We start from the raw sequence: 18,716 nt of genomic DNA, 5'->3' as shown, positions 1-18,716 counted from the left end.
GAAAGCCCTTCTTCGTAAATCTTATTTACTTATCGTTTCGTTTCTTCTTGACAACACCCAGAATGATAATTCCAACGGCTGCAACAAGCATTACTACGGTAATCGGTGCAACCGGCGCTGTATCGCCTGTCTTCTTCGAAGTGGTTGAAGAAGTGGTGGTGGTGGTCGTGGTTGTTGTCGTGGTTGTTGTCGTGGTGGTTGTCTCTGTAGTCACAACTGATGTTGACGGCAGATCCTTCATCACAATCGTTTGATCTGTAACCGCTGCGAATGCTCCACCCGCATCCTTCACGTAGATCACATTATCCGTTCCAATCTTGAAGACAATCGCCTCCGCAAGTTTATATCCCTTCGGTGCTTCTACCTCATTCAACGTGTATTCCTTATCTGCCTCGAAATATTCGCTGATACTAAGCTTCTTTGCACCATCCTTCTTCGAAGACTCCCATGAAACAATCTCATTTCCATCCGCATCCCGGATTGCAAGTTTCGCTCCGTCAATCTCTTCTGAATTCGTCGCATCCACCTTACTGATATGCAGATAATCCGGTGCATCATACATGATCAATGCCTTAATTCCAAGTGAGGAAAGTAATGTCATCTCCCCGTTCTCCGGATTCTTTGCATATACATTTCCCTCCGAATCAATCGCAAACGCTACCGGTTCTGCCTTTTCATATCCAAACGGTGCTGAAAGCTCTACAAATGTATAGTTCGCAAGCACGCCCTCTTTGGCCGGTGCCTGAAGCACTTCCTTCGGAATCGCGATTGCGCTCTCTGTCGTTGTGAATGTGTAAATCACATCCCCTGCCGCATTCTGAATTGCAATCTGCGCACCCGCGATTGTACGCTTGCTGTCCGCATCCTGCTTCTCAAATACAACCTCAATTGGTGTATCTGTCATACCAATTGTATGATTTGAAACGACTTTACCATCTGCCTTGACTGTGCCATCTGCTCCGATTGTAAATGAAACCGGCTTTGCATATCCATATCCATCCGGTGCTTTCGTCTCTGTCAGTATATATGTCTCATCCGGAGCAAACTGACTGTTATCAAATACCTTTGGTTCATCTGTACTTACCCATGTGATCGGGGTAAATGCTGTATCATCCTTCTTCGTGATCGTGAGTGTCGCACCTGCGACTTCATCCCCGTCCGGATTCTGCTTGATGACCTGAAGCTGTGGCTCATCGTGCATCGTAATCTCTGTTACTTCCTGTGTATAATTGCCATTTGCATCAGCGATATAAATCGTTCCATCCGAAGCAACCTCAAAACTGATATCCTTTGCTTTTGTATATCCCTTCGGCGCCTCTGTCTCTCGCAAAATATACCGCTTACGACCAGCTACCGGTGCTGTAAGCTTACCACCGACTGCCTTTGCATCTGTTCCTGTCGTCCAGCTTGTTACAACTATTCCTGCATCATCAAGGATCTGTAACTTCGCATCTTTCACATATCCATTCGTCACGCTGTTCTTCTTATGAACACTTAATTCAATTGGTTCATCAAACATATAAACCGTGCGATCACGCCCTGTATTCGAGCTTGTAAGATACTGCACACGATGGTCATCTGTATATAAGAACACTACATTCTTCGCATATCCATACCCTTGTGGTGCAGTTACTTCGGACAATGCATAGACACAGCCTGTATGGAACAGATTTGCATCCAACGAAATCACATCATTGGTTGTCGTGAATATCTGTGGTGTGAAATTCCGATCATATCCACTCACACCATAGGAACCATACACAACTGATTCTAACTTCACAGTTGCCCCTGCCAGATTACCGTTCGTGCCAGAATCAATCTTGCTGAGTGTGACTGCTTCTTCGTCATCCGTCATAATTACTATATTTCCTGACACACGACTTTCTTTCCATGTACCATTTTCCTGCTGCAGATATTGTTTGGTAATCTTTCCGTCTGCTTCTATTGTAAACTTTATATCTCCTGACTTGAGGAATCCATTTGGAGCGGCCGTCTCTACAAGCAGATATTCCTGCCCTGCCTTCAGCTTTGTAAATTCAACCGTATGCATATTCGTACGGTTTGTCGTAAACTCCTCTACCAGCTTTGCTTCGTCTGCAACAGTTCCTTCATATAATTTCAGGGTTGCTCCTGCAAGCAGATCCCCAGAGCTCGTCTCCTTCTTAATTCGAAGTGACAATGGCTGATCTGTCATCATGATTGTAACCTTATCGCTATTCAGGCTGTTAGTATCGGAAATCGTTGTGATTCTGTATTGAGTTGTCCCACTTGTTGCTCCGACGTCTTTAATTTTAAATGTAATTGGCTTTGCAATAATATACCCATCCGGTGCCGACTTCTCCACAAGAACATATTCTACATTCGGATGCAGAGTGTCTGTCTCACTTGGAGTAACCTTAATTGCATACGGCGTTGTCCCGGATGTAAATTCCGAAACTGCAGGCGTTGCAGAAGCCTGATTCTGGTCGTAATCATTCTTATTATATATTGCAAGGCTTGCACCACTCAAAGTATTACCTGCCGGTGTCAGTTTCCGAATATAAATCGTTCCCTCCGGCATTTTCTTATCCGTCATGGTCAAAGTCGCAGTTGTACCAACTACGCTTACCATCGTATAATTCCCAACTGTATCCTTCGTATAAACTGTTCCAGTTTTATCTACCGCAAAGATAATATCCTCTGCAATTTCATATCCGGTTGGAGCAGAAATCTCACGCAGAATATAATCTTTCTTTGTATTATCTGCCGGAACTGTAATCTTGCTCATATCCAGTGCATGGGCTGTTCCATTCGTCGTGAACCGTTCCAGTTCTTTACCACTTGTTGCATCAATGACTGCAAGTATCGCATTCGATAGATGCGCACTGGTGGTTTCATCTACCTTTTCAACCGAAATGGCAATCGGTGCATCCCGCATCACAAGTGTCTGACCGGATACAGAAGCATTTGCTGCAGAATTGGTTATTGAAATCGTTCCATCTGCCTTGATTTCAAACTTAATATCCGCTGAATATGCATACCCTGCCGGTGCACTTGTCTCCTTCAGGATATATGTTACACCTGTCTCCAATTCCGCATACGAAATCTTCTTTGGTGTCGTTGAACTCGTCCATTCAACTACAGTTGTTCCATCTGTTTTCTTGATTGCAAGCTTTGCACCCGGAAGCTCTGCACTTCCGCCAACAGCCAGCTTGCTAACACTCAGATCAATTCGATTATCCCGGAATGTGCAGCTCTGCAATGTGTCATCGCTGATCGTTACCGTCTGTGTCTCTGTAGAAACAACATATCCCTTCGGAGCCTTCGTCTCCTTCACCACATATTTGCCGAGTGGAAGATTACCGAACGTTACCCCGCCTGTCGCGTCTGTTTTCTGTGGATTCGTTATATTCATTCCACTTACCTGAGTTGTTCCATCTTCCTTATACAGCGTAAATTCCGCACCTGCAAGTGCCGTATTATCATAAGAAGAAGTCTTCTTTACATAGACACGTCCAAGTATCTGCTCATTTACAACCGTTGCCTTAGATGGTGCATTCTGATTTATGGACTTTTCAAGCATCCATAATATCTGTTCATCACTCTTGCCGGAACTTCCGCTACTCGGAACATCCGCATAGTCTGTTAAATCCTTCTTCGTACTACCTAGAACATAATCTATATCTGATTTCTTATATCCTGCTGGTGCATGCAGTTCACGAACAACAAAGGTTGAATCGCTGGCACAGCTTTCAATATTAATCTGGAGGAAATAAACCATGCCGTCATTACCACTGGTAGCTGTTGCAAGTAACTTTTCCGTTCCGCTGCTTGTTTGCTCATAAAAACCAAAGCTTGCCCCGCTCAACGCTGTTTTCGCTGATGTCACGCCATTCTTTGCCTGCTTCAAAAGCTTGAAGCTGATGTTTGGCGGCGTTGTTATCTGTTCATCATTAGTCACTGTCACAAGGCTATTTGTTGAATCAATCAACTGTCCCACATTTGTCAGAGTATCTGGAGCTGTGATTTTGTTTTGCGTATCACTCACAACCTCAACGGTATAAACTGTCGGATCCATAATATACGTCTTTCCAGTTCCAGTAGGTGCCTTTGTCTCCTGAACGGTATAAGTTCCATATGCAAGACCGGTAAAAGCGACTTTACCATATGTATCTGAAGTAGCTTTCGCAACTTTCAGACCATCCTTGTATAACGTAAACTCCGCACCTTCCAATACTGTCACTCCATCTTTACCTGTCTTTGTCATAACAATCTGTCCGTTCTGCTTTGTATCCTGTACCGTAATTTTGAATGTGCGCGAAGCTTCATCCCATACAGAACTCCAATCTGTACCACTCTGCGTAGCAGAGAACTTGTCTGCACTGAATGCTATTCTGCCGATAGAATTGTATCCATCCGGAGCTTTCATCTCTGTGATATAATAACCATCATATGCAAGGTTATCAAACTCAATTGTTCCATCTGCCCCTGTTTCTTTCTCCGCTAATTTAGCACCAGTAGAAGAATAAAGTGTAAAGGTTGCACCTGACAATTTTTTTGTTGTGTTATTCTTATCCACCTTTACAACTTGAAGTTTAAATTTCTTCACAGCATTCACAACAGTAACATCTTTTGCTATGTTGGAATCTATCTTCACACTGATTTCTGTTGAAGATGTATATTTTGCCGGAACGCTGACGGCTACCTCCTCTAAAGTATAGCTGCCATATGGAAGATTCTCGAAGATTGCTTCACCGTTTTCATCGGTTGTAACAGTGTAATCCGTGCCATTTTTTTGTACATATACACTGCTACTGTCTTTAAGCTTAAACTGTATCCCTTTAATCGGATTTGCCGGTACGCCGTCATCCACCTTCTTCACGCGAAGAGAACCATTTTGCTTCTCATCTTCCACTGTGATTTTCTTTGTTTCAATCGCTGTCTCTGTACCGTTTCCAATTGTAACGTCCTTGATGCTACTATCCAGCACATAACCGGTTGGGGCCTTCTCTTCTCTGTAATAATATGTTTTTCCGAGCTCCAGGCCGGTAAATTCCGCCTTGCCATCAACGTCAGTTGTTGCCTTTCCTACCAGGTCAGTACACTGCGCATCCTTGTATAAGCCAAATACCGCACCCTGCAACAATGTAGTGGTACTCGCCGCATCTACCTTGATAATCTGCAATTCAGCCGTTGTCTTTGTATTTGCAATCGTCTGAGCATTTGTTATTATCGTGTCTTCTATAAACGTGCCACTGACAATCGTTCCCTGCTTATAGGTCGTATTCCCTTGGTCATCAATACTTGCCATTATCACAACCTGCTTTGCCGCATCATACAGATACCCATCCGGCGACATCGTCTCTACAACATAATATTTCTTCGGAGCTCCTGCAGTTCCTGCCTCCAAAGCTCCAAATTCCACCTTGCCATCTGCATCTGTTTTCCGAGTAAGTCCGGTTGATGCTGCAGTTGGGAGCTCCGTATACAACGTAAACTGTGCCCCCTGCAACGGAGCAGCATCTGCCGCGTCCACTTTTGTAAGCTCAATTTTACCGGTCACTGCCTGAGAAGCGGTCTTCTTATTTTGGATTTCAACTTCCATCGTCTGCATACCATTTATCACAGATACCGTCTTGAAAGCAGACATCGGAATCGTCGTAACCCGCTCCGTCTCGCTTGGAAGATCATATCCATCCGGTGCAACCGTCTCGCGAATCTTAACCGTTGCATCTTCTGATATCGTCAGATTATCAAAAACTGCATAGCCACGGGCATCTGTCTGCGCCTCACCAACTTTTACCGTACCCGCATACATCTCGAATACCGCATCTTTCAGTACCATTGATGAATCACCCTCATCTACCTTCTTAATCCGGATCCGCTGTCTTGTACTTGCACCGGCGGAAGAAGAAGAGAAATGTATGTTCTTAATTTCCTGTGATGTCTGCTCATATACATCTGCCAGTCCTATAAAAGATACCGAATTTGTAAGACTTGAAGGTAATTCTACATCCAGACAGTTAAATCTCGTACGGAACTTAAATACATAGGTTGCAGTACCTTTATACTTGCCATTTCCATCTGTCGGAAGCTGCACTATCAGTTCCTGATTTACCACTGTAATAATATATTCAGAGCCTGGTACCTCTGTCTCCACTCCATTTACCACTTCATAGAGGGTTCCCACACTGTAATCATAATAAGATGCCAGCTTATCGACGATTCTTGGATTAACCGCCGCGCTCAGATCATACCCAGGCTTGTTTATTGTAATCGCCCAGTCAATATAATTCTGGTTTTCGGAATATTTCGCAGTCTTATCTACTACACCGCCTACTTTTCCGGTTACACTTGCAGTTTTCTCATCCTTGAGATGAACATCCCCGTCAAAATCGATTTCCGCCTTTGCTTTGTTGTTGTATGTATCTTCTATATTGGATTTATCTACCGTAACGTCTGCCTTTGTATAATAGCGGATATAGAACTGTGAATTAAAATATCCGGAATCATACAACGCATCACTTGCATCAAATGTATACGTCAGCGTTTTTCCATCTGCTGATACCTGTGGTTCTCTCGCATATACACCATTGTCCTGATCCAATCTCCATTCATCTGTTGCAATCTTAGAAGAACCTGCAATATACTTCTGCTTATTATCGATCGTATCTGTAATCAGAATCTTATTTTTCTTCATCTCCGATGCATTGACTCTGATCTGCCACATGATTGTTCCATCTGTCTGGATCTTTCCTGTCTTTTCAATCAGAGATGTCTTCTTGATCTCGATATTCCGTTCTGCTTCCGCCGTGGCCGGTGTTGTATTTTTCCCTGAGGTCATCTCTATCTTGTTTTTTACTCTCATCCACTGACCATCAAAAGCCTCTATGCAGTTGTCTTTTAATTTTGTTACGACTGTTAACGTGATTGATTTGTTATCAAGCGCTCCATTCGCAAATGTATATGTAAATCCGTTTCCAGTTTCATTTACAGAAATTTTTTTGCCTGTATCATCTGTCACACTTACCAAATCCATTGTATCATATTTCGTTTCCCCACTACTCGTCCACTTAGACAACTGTGGAAATGAATCTGTAATCATAACCTCCCCCATATCACCATAAGCTTCCGGATTCACTACGATCTTCCAGGTTAATGTATGAAGGATATTATCATATCCGGTACTCTGCTTGGTAATCATGGAGACACCGTTGACCGTTACTGGTCCTGTTGTATAATTGCTAAACTTTCCGCCATTCAAAGTACCTGTATTACTCAGACTGGAAGCAGCCCAATCCGTCTGCTGTGTCTGATAGGTAAACTCATAGTATCCTGTATTACTATCTGAGCCGAAGTTAATTGTGAATCCATTTTGGGATTTAGAAGATATAATAGTGGATGCATTCGCACCTGCCGGACTTGTGAATGTAAAACTGTCCGATATCAATTCCTGTCCAGCCCCAATCGTGTCTGTATATGTACTTCCCGCAAGATCAAACCGGTCCGCGTTGATCTTAACCGTCCATGTAATCACGCCTCCATTGTTCACGCCGGATTTTGATAATACATTCGGCGTTACTTTTACATTCGCCTTATTACTTGTAACGGACTTATCTTCCGTATCATCCGGATTGAAGGTAGATGTATTCTCCTTTGTTATAGAAGTTTCATTTGTAATAGTGGCACCATAATCCGGGGTTATCTCTGTATCAAACGAAATTTTGATATCATAATAAGTATTACACTTATCCATATCAAAGCTTAAGATATTTCCATCCAGTTTCGGTGTGATCGTTCCACCTGCAAGCAATCCTTCATATGTTACATTTCCCTGATATGTAAGTCCTTCCGGCAGCACATCCACGACTGTTCCACAGAAATCTTTTCTTCCCTGCGGGCATACCGATATCGTCCAGCGAATCACCTTTTTTCCGTCCGCTGTTGTTGTAACCGTACCGCTCTTCTGAATACCATAATCCGAATAAACCTTTGACGGGTCACTACTGTTTGGTTTCGTAACATCAACCTTATATGTGTAGGATGTATCTCCGGCAGGGAACACAAGATCGCCCTTTTTATCTCCTTCCGACAGTTCTGAGCTGAATTTACCATCAAATTTTACATAGAATGGGATATCATTATTGTTCTGTACTGCATCTTCATAGAACTGGAATGTCAGTGTACCATCCCTCGATATCTGTACATTTCCGATTGATTTTCCATTCTTGTCGAGCAGCTCATGTTTTTTCTCTACATCCACACGAACTGTATCCGGCAGCTTATACACATACTTTGCAGATCCGTCAATGCTGTTTCCATCTTTCAAAAGGAAGTTCAAGTCCATATTGATATCTGCATCACCCGGTATCGTGATTTCACTATCCTGTGTAAACTCTATCACATGGCTGACTCCATCTTTATCTTTATAAACACCTTTTAATGTCAGACCATCTAATATTGCATTTGCATCTTTTAACAGATCTTTTGTCTCTCCGGCATATACCTGTATTCCATCTTCCTGCAATGTTAGTGGCTGTGCACATACCGCATCGGTTTCCGAAGCATCCGGCAGACTTTCGGTCATCTCCTCTGTCTCTATCGTAACCGTCGCTTCTGTCTCCCCACCTTCCGCAACCGGTGTATAGCTGATGTTCTGGAATAATGAAATTAACATCAACATTGAAAGCAGAAAGGCGATTACTTTTTTCTTGTTTTTTTGTTTGTTCATAAACTCCATCCTCCATTTTATTTTTTCAGACACATCCTCGCATCTATGCATCTGAATAATCTATGATAAAACCTAAGCATCTCGCTATGCCCGGTTAAGTTAAGAATAATTACTGTTTATTATGTATATCGACAGTAACCCACTATTGCATAATATTCTACACGAAACCATCCGTATTTTCAATATATCATGCCTGTAAAAACACGCTATTTTTGACTATTTTAGAATCGTGCACCGCAAGGCGCACCACCACAAAAAAACCGCCGCATGGAAACAACCTGATTGTTGTCTCCATGTAGCGGTTTTTTTTAACCTTCTTTTCCGAAGCAGTTTTACTCCTCTTCCTTCTTCTCCTCTGTGGATGCCTCTGCATCGTCATCATCAAAGAAGCTATCATCAAAGTCATCATCGTAATCATCGAAATCATCTAAGTAATCCGGTGTCAGATACTTGTAAACTGCTACACAGATACCTACGATAATTGTCAGAATACCAACGATCAATGCAACAGAGAAAAACGCGTTCTTTGCTTCTGTTACGCACTCGTCTTCTTTTACAACTTTTACTTCGTCACAACACTTTTTCATAGTTTTCTACCTTCCTTTCATCGCTACTGATATATTGATTTTACCACAGCTTATCTGATATTTCTACCGTGATTTACAACTTTTTCATTTTTACAAGCGATGCAAATAAATGTTTTTCTCCGACACGGTCGAAATTCACCACGATTTCCTGATCGCCGCCCGATGGAATCACATCGATTACCTCACCGTTTCCGAATTTGATATGACGCACCTTATCTCCCACTTCGTAACTTGCCGGCACAGAAGCTGTATTTCCCATCGGGAACGCCTTCCCAAATCCCGGATTGGCACTCGGGTTCGCATTCGCTGTGGCAGGTCGTATGTACGGATTGTTCTTTCCGTATGCCTTTAACTGAATTACCTGCTCTGCAGGCTTTCTCGACGGAATCCGGTCCATATTTGCCGGTGCATAGCCAAAAGCCTTCTCTTCATACTCGAGATAATGCTTCGGAATCTCCTTGACAAACCGCGATACTTCCTCAAAATTTGTCGAACCATGTACCATACGCTGTCCGGCAGCCGTCATATACAGCTTCTCCATCGCACGTGTGATTCCGACATAGCAGAGTCTACGTTCCTCTTCAAGTGCATCCGGATCATCGGAATCCAGCGACATTCCACTCGGGAATAACCGTTCTTCCATACCTGTCATAAATACATACGGAAACTCCAGGCCTTTCGCGCTATGTAACGTCATCAACGTCACCTTCGCGGTTGGCACACCATCTTCGTCTTCCTCCTCAGTGTCTGCCACGAGTGCAATATCTTCGAGAAGTCCGGTCAGTGTTGGCACCTCTGCACTCTCTTCATAGGTAACGATCTTATTCTTTAATTCCTCTAAGTTATCCAACCGGGTACGCGCTTCATCCGTAGCTTCCGCCTCCAATGCTTCGCGATATCCGCTTTCATCCATGATTGCATCGAACACTTCACTGATAAATTCCCCCTGTACCAGACGCGCCTTAAAACCTTCCATCATATCTGTGAATTTCCGAATCTTTTCTACATTCCGTGTCATGCCCGGTACTTCTTCGATATCTAACAGTGCATCATACAGATTATAATCATGCGACTGCGCATACATATCAAGCTTATCCACGGTCGTCGCACCGATTCCACGCTTTGGCACATTGATGATACGCTTGACTGCCTGGTCATCGATTGGATTTGCAAGCACCTTCAGATAGCTTACGAGATCCATGATTTCCTTTCTTCCATAGAAGTTCTGTCCGCCATATATTTTATACGGAAGATTCTCATACAAAAGTTTTTCCTCAAGCACACGGGACTGCGCATTGGTACGATATAAGACTGCAATATCATCGAGCGATATTCCCTGATTCTTCAATGTTTTGATGCGGGATGCGACGCCTGTCGCCTCCTCATATTCTGTCCCATATCTGGTAAATGTAATCTTGTCTCCGTCTTCCTGCTCTGTCCAGAGACGTTTATCCTTTCTGCCCTCATTGTTCGCAATGACTGCATTTGCTGCATTCAAGATGTTCGCTGTCGAACGATAGTTCTGCTCGAGCTTTACCACCTTGGCATCCGGATATTCTTCCTCAAAATTCAGTATATTATAGATGTTCGCGCCACGAAACTTATAGATACTCTGATCGTCATCACCTACGACACATAAGTTCCGATATTTTGCCGCCAGCATCTTCACCAATATAAACTGTGTATGGTTCGTATCCTGATACTCATCCACCATAATATACTTAAACCGAGTCTGATATTCGGCAAGCACATCCGGATTCGTCTCAAAAAGGAAGATTGTCTTGAAGATCAGATCGTCAAAATCAAGTGCATTATTGCTCTGCAGACGTTTCTGATACTCCCGGTAAACCTCTGCAATCTTCTGATCCCGGAAACTTGCTGCATGTGCTTTTTCGTAATCGTCCGGTGTCATATACCCTTCCTTCGCCTTTGATATCGCCGAAAGCATCGCACGCTCCGGATATAGCTTTGGATCTAATTGCAGATATTTTAACACTTCTTTTACAACCGTCTTCTGTTCACTTGCATCATAGATCGTGAAACTGCTTGTTCCACCGATCTTGTCAATATGTTTACGCAGGATCCGCACGCACATCGAATGGAACGTCGATACCCACACACTCTCTGCGCCAAATCCTACCAGATTGTCTACTCGTTCCCGCATCTCTGCCGCAGCCTTGTTCGTAAATGTGATTGCCAGTATATTGTATGGATTGACTGACATCTCATCAATCAGATATGCGATCCGGTGCGTGATCACTCTGGTTTTTCCGGAGCCCGCACCAGCTAAAATAAGTAAAGGCCCGTCGGTTGTACAACAGGCCTCTAACTGTTTGTCATTTAATCCCGGCATCGGTTTACTGTAAACCTAACTTTGCCTTCATCGCTGCCAGTTCATCCTGTACAGCTGCATTCGGAGCTGCATCATACTTGGCTGCTAAACTGTCGATGCCACTCTCCTGTGTTGTCTGATTTAATTCGGTCATGGCATTTGCCTGATCAAGCATTGCGTTCGCCTTTGCTTCCATACGATCAAAGGCAGCCATGCTGCTTGCTGAATCTGACAGATTGTTTGTCATCTTGTTCAGACGATCCTGCGTCTTAGCAACCTTCATCTTCGCCTTGATTGCATCACGGCGGGAGTCAAGCTGGTTGATATCTGTCACAAGCTTGTCATGCATCTGACGCATCTTCATCGCATTTGCAGCTGCAACATCATAGGTCTGCTGCAAGCTTGCCTGCTTCGCTGTAAGCTGGTTCTTCTGCTCTAAGAACTTCATGGCATCTGCTTCGTTTCCGGCAAGAAGTGCCTTCTCTGCGTATGCCTGCATCTTCGTAATCTCAGAATTCACTTCATCAAGCTCACGCTTGCATCTCTGCTCATCTGCCATAACGGCAGCTGTTTCCTTCTTCACTTCTGCCAGATCCTTTGTCAGGTTGCGAAGTGTCTGATCAATCATCTTCTCCGGATCTTCCGCCTTATCGAGAAGTGCATTGATATTTGAAGCCATAATGTCTTTAAATCTCTGTAAAATTCCCATTGTAATAAAACCCTCCTATAACTCTCATCTTCATACCGTGAAATCCACGTTGCTTTTATTATACTTGATAAAGATAGTAAAGTAAAATGGAATTTTGTTAAAAATTGGTGTTGTCTCTGCAAGTTATCGGTTCCTAGTTATATTTTGCGATAACCTCTTCGTTTGCCTTCATGGCGCTTTCTTCCATCTGCTTTCTCTCTGCAAGGAGCTTCTCCTGCACTTCCTTATGCTGTACACCGATGATCTGCAATGCGAGATATGCGGCATTCTTTGCACCATTGATCGCTACGGTTGCAACCGGAATTCCGGATGGCATCTGCACGATAGAGTAAAGTGCGTCCTGTCCATCGAGTACGGAACCGGAGATTGGAACACCGATAACCGGAAGTACGGTCTGGCTTGCAACAACGCCCGGAAGTGCGGCTGCCATACCTGCGGCTGTAATAAACACTTCTGTGCCGTTTCCGTTTGCTTCCTCAATAAATGCGGAAAGTCCTGCATGTGCACGGTGTGCGGACAGGCACCGCACATCAACCTGTACGCCATAATCCTTCAGAATCTTAATTGCCGGTTCTACTTTCGGAAGATCACTTGTGGATCCCATAATCACTGCTACTCTCATTTGTTCTGCCTCCTTGATGTTAAATATATTGTATTGTATCACTATCTCCTGATAAAGGAAACAGTATTTGTTGCTGTTATGTTATTGTAGTTCCTACGCCACTATATCTTTCACAAGTTTCTCTGGTTTTATTTGTTTCTGCTCAACCGTATATGCCCCAAGCAACCGTTTCTTTGCCTCTTCAAATACACCCATATCATCGATATACATATAGGCAAGCACGTCGCCTTTTCGCACCACATCGCCCAGATGCTTTCTGATATCGAGCCCGACACCTAAGTTGATCGTGCTGTCCTTCGTCGCACGTCCGCCGCCTAAGATGAGGTTTACCATGCCAACCTCGCTTGTGTTGCAGGCTGCCAGATATCCATCCTCTTCGCAGACGATTGGAACACAGTTTGCCGCGAGCCGGAATTTGTTCACATCGTCGATGTAACTGCCATCGCCACCCTGTGCTTCCACGAACTCTTTGAACTTATCAAGCGCCGCACCGCTCTCGATTGCTTTTTCACACTGTGCCTTCGCAGCTTCAAAATCATCCGATTTACCTGCCGCCATATACATGTATGCCGCCAGTGTGAGCGACACGGTAAGCAGGCGATGAATGCCATGCCTGTCGTAGCCCTCGCGGGTAGAAGTGTTATTATCTTCAACCAATGATAAATCGGGTTTCAGATATGCCTTCACATCCTTCATTGCCAACACCTGCACCGCCTCGATCACTTCGAGCGCATTGCCGACCTTGCAGCCGAGCGGTTCATTCATATCGGTAATCACACCATAACATGTTCTGCCCGCGGATTTGCCGATGTCAACCATGATCTGTGCCAGTGCCTTCGCATCTGCCTCGTTCTTCATAAATGCGCCACTGCCACATTTCACATCCAGTACGATCGCATCCGCCCCTGCCGCAAGCTTCTTGCTCATAATCGAAGATGCAATGAGCGGCAGACTGTCGACCGTCGCCGTCACATCACGCAGCGCATAGATTTTCTTATCTGCCGGTGCCAGATCACCTGTCTGTCCGACGAGCGCCAGCTTCATGGAATTCACATGCTCGATAAATTCTTCCTCTGGGATACTCACACAGAAGCCCGGAATCGCCTCCAGCTTATCTATCGTACCACCCGTGTGTCCGAGCCCTCTGCCGCTCATCTTCGCAACCGGTACGCCCAGACTTGCGAGGATCGGTGCCACGATAAATGTCGTCTTATCCCCGACACCTCCGGTACTATGCTTATCCACCTTCACACCGTGGATGGCTGCAAGACTTAACTGATCGCCGCTTTGTGCCATCGCATGTGTCAGTGCGCAGGTCTCGTCGTGTGTCATACCCTTATAATAGACACACATCAACCACGCACTCATCTGATAATCCGGGATTTCTCCCTTCGTAAACCCTTCCACGATAAAACGGATTTCATCTGTGGTATGCTCTGCACCGCTCCGCTTCTTCATGATCATATCGTACATTCGATACATCCAACGTCACCCCTATCGTAACTACATGATTTCTTTTAAGAAACTGTTCCCAATTGCCTTCGCATCATCCACACAGCTTCCAAGCAGGTACTCCTCCACGGTCTTGCCAATATCCGCAAAGGTCGGCCTTGTGCCAAGATCTGTTCCCTGCTTCAATCCCTTTCCATACATCAGAATCGGAATATATTCCCGTGTGTGGTCGGTTCCCTTAAATGTCGGATCACAGCCATGATCGGCATCCACGATCAGAATATCCTCGTCCGTCATCTGTGCATACAGCTTCGGCAGCCATGCATCGAATTCTTCGAGCGCATTCTTATAGCCAAGCGTATCCCGGCGGTGTCCGTATTTCATATCGAAATCAACCAGATTCGTGAAGATCAGTCCCTCCGGTTCTGTCTGCATATAGTCAAGCGTCTTCTGCATACCATCGGTGTTCCCGGTTGTATGCACCGAAGTGCAGATACCACTGCCGTGGAAGATATCACTGATCTTACCCACTCCGCATACCCGCACACCCGCGTCTGCCAGATGCACCAGCACATTGTGTTCCGACGGCTCTAACGCATAATCGCGCCGATTGCTCGTCCGTTCGAAGCCATCGTCTTTTCGTACAAATGGTCTTGCGATCACGCGTCCGACGCCATGTTCGCCGACTAAAATCCTTCTTGCAATCTCGCACATCTCATACAACCGCGGAAGTCCGACCTTCTCCTCGGACGCCGCGATCTGGAATACCGAATCTGCCGACGTATAGATGATCGGATATCCGGTTTTCATGTGTTCTTCTCCATATTCCGCAATAATCGGGATACCGGAAGCAACTTTGTTTCCATAGATAGCTCCACAACCGGTCTGCTCGATAAACGCATCGATAATCTCCTGTGGGAATCCATTTGGATATGTCGGGAATGCGTGCTTCGTGTGAATCCCGATCATCTCCCAGTGTCCGGTTGTCGTATCCTTGCCATTCGATAACTCCTGTGCCTTTCCATACACACCAATCACATCGTTCTTTGTTGCTGCATCGTAAAACGATGTTTTCTCAATCGCCCGAAGTCCAAGCCTCGTCAGATTATCGAATTTTGCATCCGGATATGTCTCTAAAATATGTCCAAATGTATCGGAACCTACATCGCCGAACTTATCTGCGTCCGGTTCCGCTCCGATTCCTGCACTGTCAAGTACGATCCATATTACACGTTTTGCCATATTTCACGTCCTTTCTGCAGAAGATTTACACTTCTGCCTTGTTTTTATTTCTGTAGATCAGATACAGTGGTAACGCTACGAATACGACGCCACCGACGATATTTCCAAGTGTGACCGGAAGGAGGTTGTTCAGGAAGAACTTACCAACTGTCATCGAATCAAGCTGATCCTGTGTCATGCCTGCCATAATTGCCGCATCATAGTATGCCTCGCCATGCTTTGCAAGAAGTCCTGCAGGAATATAGTACATATTTGCCACACAGTGCTCATAACCTGCAATCACGAACGCCCAGATTGGGAAGAAACATGCAAAGATCTTTCCAATCGCATCCTGACATACACCTGCCAGAAGCACTGCCAGACATACAAGGATGTTACACATGATTCCGGATGTAAATGCTTTCATGAAGCTTAAATTCATCTTATTATAAGCGGTCTTAATTGTCGCTGCTGCAAGTGCGCCGTTTCCATAGTCAAGCTGTCCACAACGATTGACCAGAACAACCACGATGCACGCGCCAATCAGATTCGTGATAAATACAACTACCAATACCCGGATCATATCAAGAAGCTTGATCCGCTTGTCAAATACAGCAAATGACATCAGGCAGTCACCTGTGAAAAGCTCTGCGCCAATCAGCACAACAAACATCAGTCCCACCGGGAAGATTGCACCTGCTAACGACTTCGCAAGTCCTGTATTGCTGATTCCGTAAACCGCCGCGCTGCTGCTTGATGCACCAATCGCAATGAAAGCACCTGCCAGCATACCGAGCAATACCAGCTTTCCGAACGAAAGCTTTGTTTTTCCTTCATATACCCCCATGTTATCTGTAATCAGATCACCGATCTTTTTCGTACTCATTTTTTCTTCCTTCCTGTGTCTTTTATTTTTGTAATGTTTCTATAACTTCCATCAGGAGTCCATGACTGATTCCTGACAAAATTCCTGTCATAACGCGCTTACTGCAATGCTTCATTCAACGCTTCCGTACCCGGAAGCACGAATCTTCCGTCTTCAATGATTGCCGTCTTCGTGCCATCCGATTTTACTGCATAGATTCCGCCGATCTCCTCATATGGGATCGTAATATCGGTATGGCAGTTGAAATACGCACCTGCCCGTGCCTCTTTGTCCCCGGAATTTCGGAGTGCGGAACATTCATTTTCTTTGGCTACGATCTCCCTGCCATCCGGATTGTACAGACGGCTGTCCTCGCTGTAGCTGTAACAGGTATCACCGACTGCAAAATGCGGTCCCATCTTCTCTACGATCAGAATCGGGAGCTTGTATAAGATTTCGTATTTTCTTGCCATCGCATACGCTGTCGTGTTCGTACCGATTGCAAATTCTCCGATCGGAAGTGTCTCATGATGGAACAGCAGATTCTCCTTGATAAACCGTTTATTTTCTGTCTCATCTGCGAAATTCTTACACGTATAATCCGCGACCTTTCCGTCCTTGAAGGTAAGTTTCAGATCTGTGTATTTTAATTCATTCAGATATACCCGGCTCACATGCAGCGTTCCCTCCGTGCCGTTGAGTACCGGAGAAGTAAATACTTCGCCGAGCGGGATATTCACATCTGCCAGGCAGTTCTCGAAGTTTGTCTGTGTCTTGCGGTCGATCTTGTGCAGCATCACTTTCATGTCCGTCTGGTTGCCATCCTTGCCAAGCACCTGCACGTATTGCGCGTCATCAAGGCAGTCGATCATCGTCTGCTGGATGGATTTGTATTTCTCATTATCAAGCGTATTGACTTCCACAACAGCATCGAAGATCTCCTCGAAATCCGCACCAATCTCCTGGATTGGATATGCGATGATCGTGAAGCTGTACTGATCGTGCGGAATGTAGCGGTTTGTGATCTCCGCTGCCTTCGACCCATATTCCACAGACATCTTCTGCTGCTTGTCGGATAATTTCCAGACTGTCGGCTTCGTCTGTGGAGCAAACGGCTCTTCGCCGAACACTTCAATGACCGCAGGTCCTGCATAGACACGGGCAGCTTCTTTCTCCTGCTCATAGGTCTGCTCCATGACTTCGAGCTTACGCTCCATGTACGCACGGTCAAAGAAGACTGCATCATCGCCCGCATGGTCATACTCATACTGCTTGTTCGCCGGCGTCGCAGCGTATCCGGTACGGATTGTTCCCTTCCGGTTCATACGGCTGACCGGATACCGGAACAAAATCGCAGACAATCCTTCCTGCTCGAACATGCGGATTGCCGCTTTCACCATGCGCTCCTGTCCGATCGCATAGCGGATATTGACAGTTTTTTTCGGGCTGATATCGATTCGCATCGTCTCAAAGCCCTTGATAAAGCCCTGCACGTACGTGCGTGCCAGACTTTCGATTTTCTCCTCCGGAAGCCTCGCTAAATACTGTGCCATCCGGAGTTCATTTTCACCGATATATTCACCATACGCATACAGATAATCCGGTGTCATAAGATCACTCTGCATGATGACGTCATATGCAAATGGGTTCACGCATGTAACCGTCTCCCGGATTCTTCTTGATACAAGCACATCCGCATAGTCATACATATAATAATAGATAGCTTCTTTGATCTCCTTCTCGTCCGGAAGCTTCTCATCCCCGGATGCGGTAAAAATTCCATACACCTCTAAGAAAAGCTCCATCAGGGAAACCATCGCCTGCATCTCATCCTCATACGCGTACGCAATCATAGCACGGATCTCCGCGTATAACATGCATAAATATTTGCCATATTCACCAAGTTTTTCCACCGCATAATCCGGGTTCGCAAAGCTTACCTCGTAATGTTCTGGTAAAATATCCGCATATAAATTGTGATTGATCTCCTGTAATTTTGAAAGCGGAAGGTCGATCTTACCCGGCTGTGACACGATCTCGTACACGTCATACACATACAGAATGAATTCCGCCACACTGTCAAAATACGTTTTAAGCTTCTGCGCGCCTGCATCCATCTTGGCAAGTGTGTCCCAGATTGGCTGATCCTCTTCCTTTATTTCACTGACTCGTTCTATCGCAAGCTGCATACGCTCCTGCAAATCTGCGTCGTTCATAG

General features: G+C 45.0%; 9 protein-coding genes. All 9 read right to left on the bottom strand.

Annotated elements, in window-relative coordinates:
- Positions 1–25 precede the first annotated feature (25 nt).
- The 9 genes from ACZQK9_RS00590 to ACZQK9_RS00550 all read right to left on the bottom strand — a co-directional run bounded on the left by ACZQK9_RS00590 (position 26) and on the right by ACZQK9_RS00550 (position 18,714).
- Entirely contained in the window at positions 26–8,710 is an 8,685-nt protein-coding gene (locus ACZQK9_RS00590) for a SpaA isopeptide-forming pilin-related protein (RefSeq protein ID WP_483269304.1), read from the bottom strand.
- Between the two features lie 332 nt (positions 8,711–9,042).
- A complete protein-coding gene (locus ACZQK9_RS00585; RefSeq protein WP_483269303.1) occupies positions 9,043–9,297 on the bottom strand; it encodes a hypothetical protein in 255 nt (84 codons plus the stop codon).
- A gap of 73 nt (positions 9,298–9,370) precedes the next feature.
- Positions 9,371–11,650, bottom strand: a complete 2,280-nt coding sequence (pcrA, locus tag ACZQK9_RS00580; RefSeq protein ID WP_483269302.1) for a DNA helicase PcrA — start codon at positions 11,648–11,650, stop codon at positions 9,371–9,373.
- 4 nt (positions 11,651–11,654) lie between these two features.
- Positions 11,655–12,338, bottom strand: coding sequence for a PspA/IM30 family protein (locus ACZQK9_RS00575; protein WP_021984951.1), 684 nt, complete (start codon positions 12,336–12,338; stop codon positions 11,655–11,657).
- Between the two features lie 133 nt (positions 12,339–12,471).
- Complete coding sequence (gene purE / locus ACZQK9_RS00570) at positions 12,472–12,960, bottom strand: 5-(carboxyamino)imidazole ribonucleotide mutase (RefSeq protein WP_021984952.1); 489 nt, start codon at positions 12,958–12,960, stop codon at positions 12,472–12,474.
- Positions 12,961–13,053: 93 nt separating this feature from the next.
- Positions 13,054–14,442, bottom strand: coding sequence for a thymidine phosphorylase (locus ACZQK9_RS00565; RefSeq protein ID WP_483269301.1), 1,389 nt, complete (start codon positions 14,440–14,442; stop codon positions 13,054–13,056).
- A 21-nt stretch (positions 14,443–14,463) separates the two neighbouring features.
- Entirely contained in the window at positions 14,464–15,654 is a 1,191-nt protein-coding gene (locus tag ACZQK9_RS00560; RefSeq protein ID WP_483269300.1) for a phosphopentomutase, read from the bottom strand.
- 25 nt (positions 15,655–15,679) lie between these two features.
- Complete coding sequence (locus ACZQK9_RS00555; RefSeq protein ID WP_178016487.1) at positions 15,680–16,519, bottom strand: formate/nitrite transporter family protein; 840 nt, start codon at positions 16,517–16,519, stop codon at positions 15,680–15,682.
- Between the two features lie 98 nt (positions 16,520–16,617).
- Positions 16,618–18,714 (bottom strand): aminopeptidase, encoded by a 2,097-nt coding sequence (locus ACZQK9_RS00550; RefSeq protein WP_483269299.1) that lies wholly within the window; start codon positions 18,712–18,714, stop codon positions 16,618–16,620.
- Between the last annotated feature and the right edge of the window lie 2 nt (positions 18,715–18,716).

It is taken from the genome of Wujia sp. (assembly GCF_056872695.1).
The sequence above is the reverse complement of the archived record's forward strand: the minus strand, read 5'-3'. Positions and strand labels throughout refer to the sequence as shown.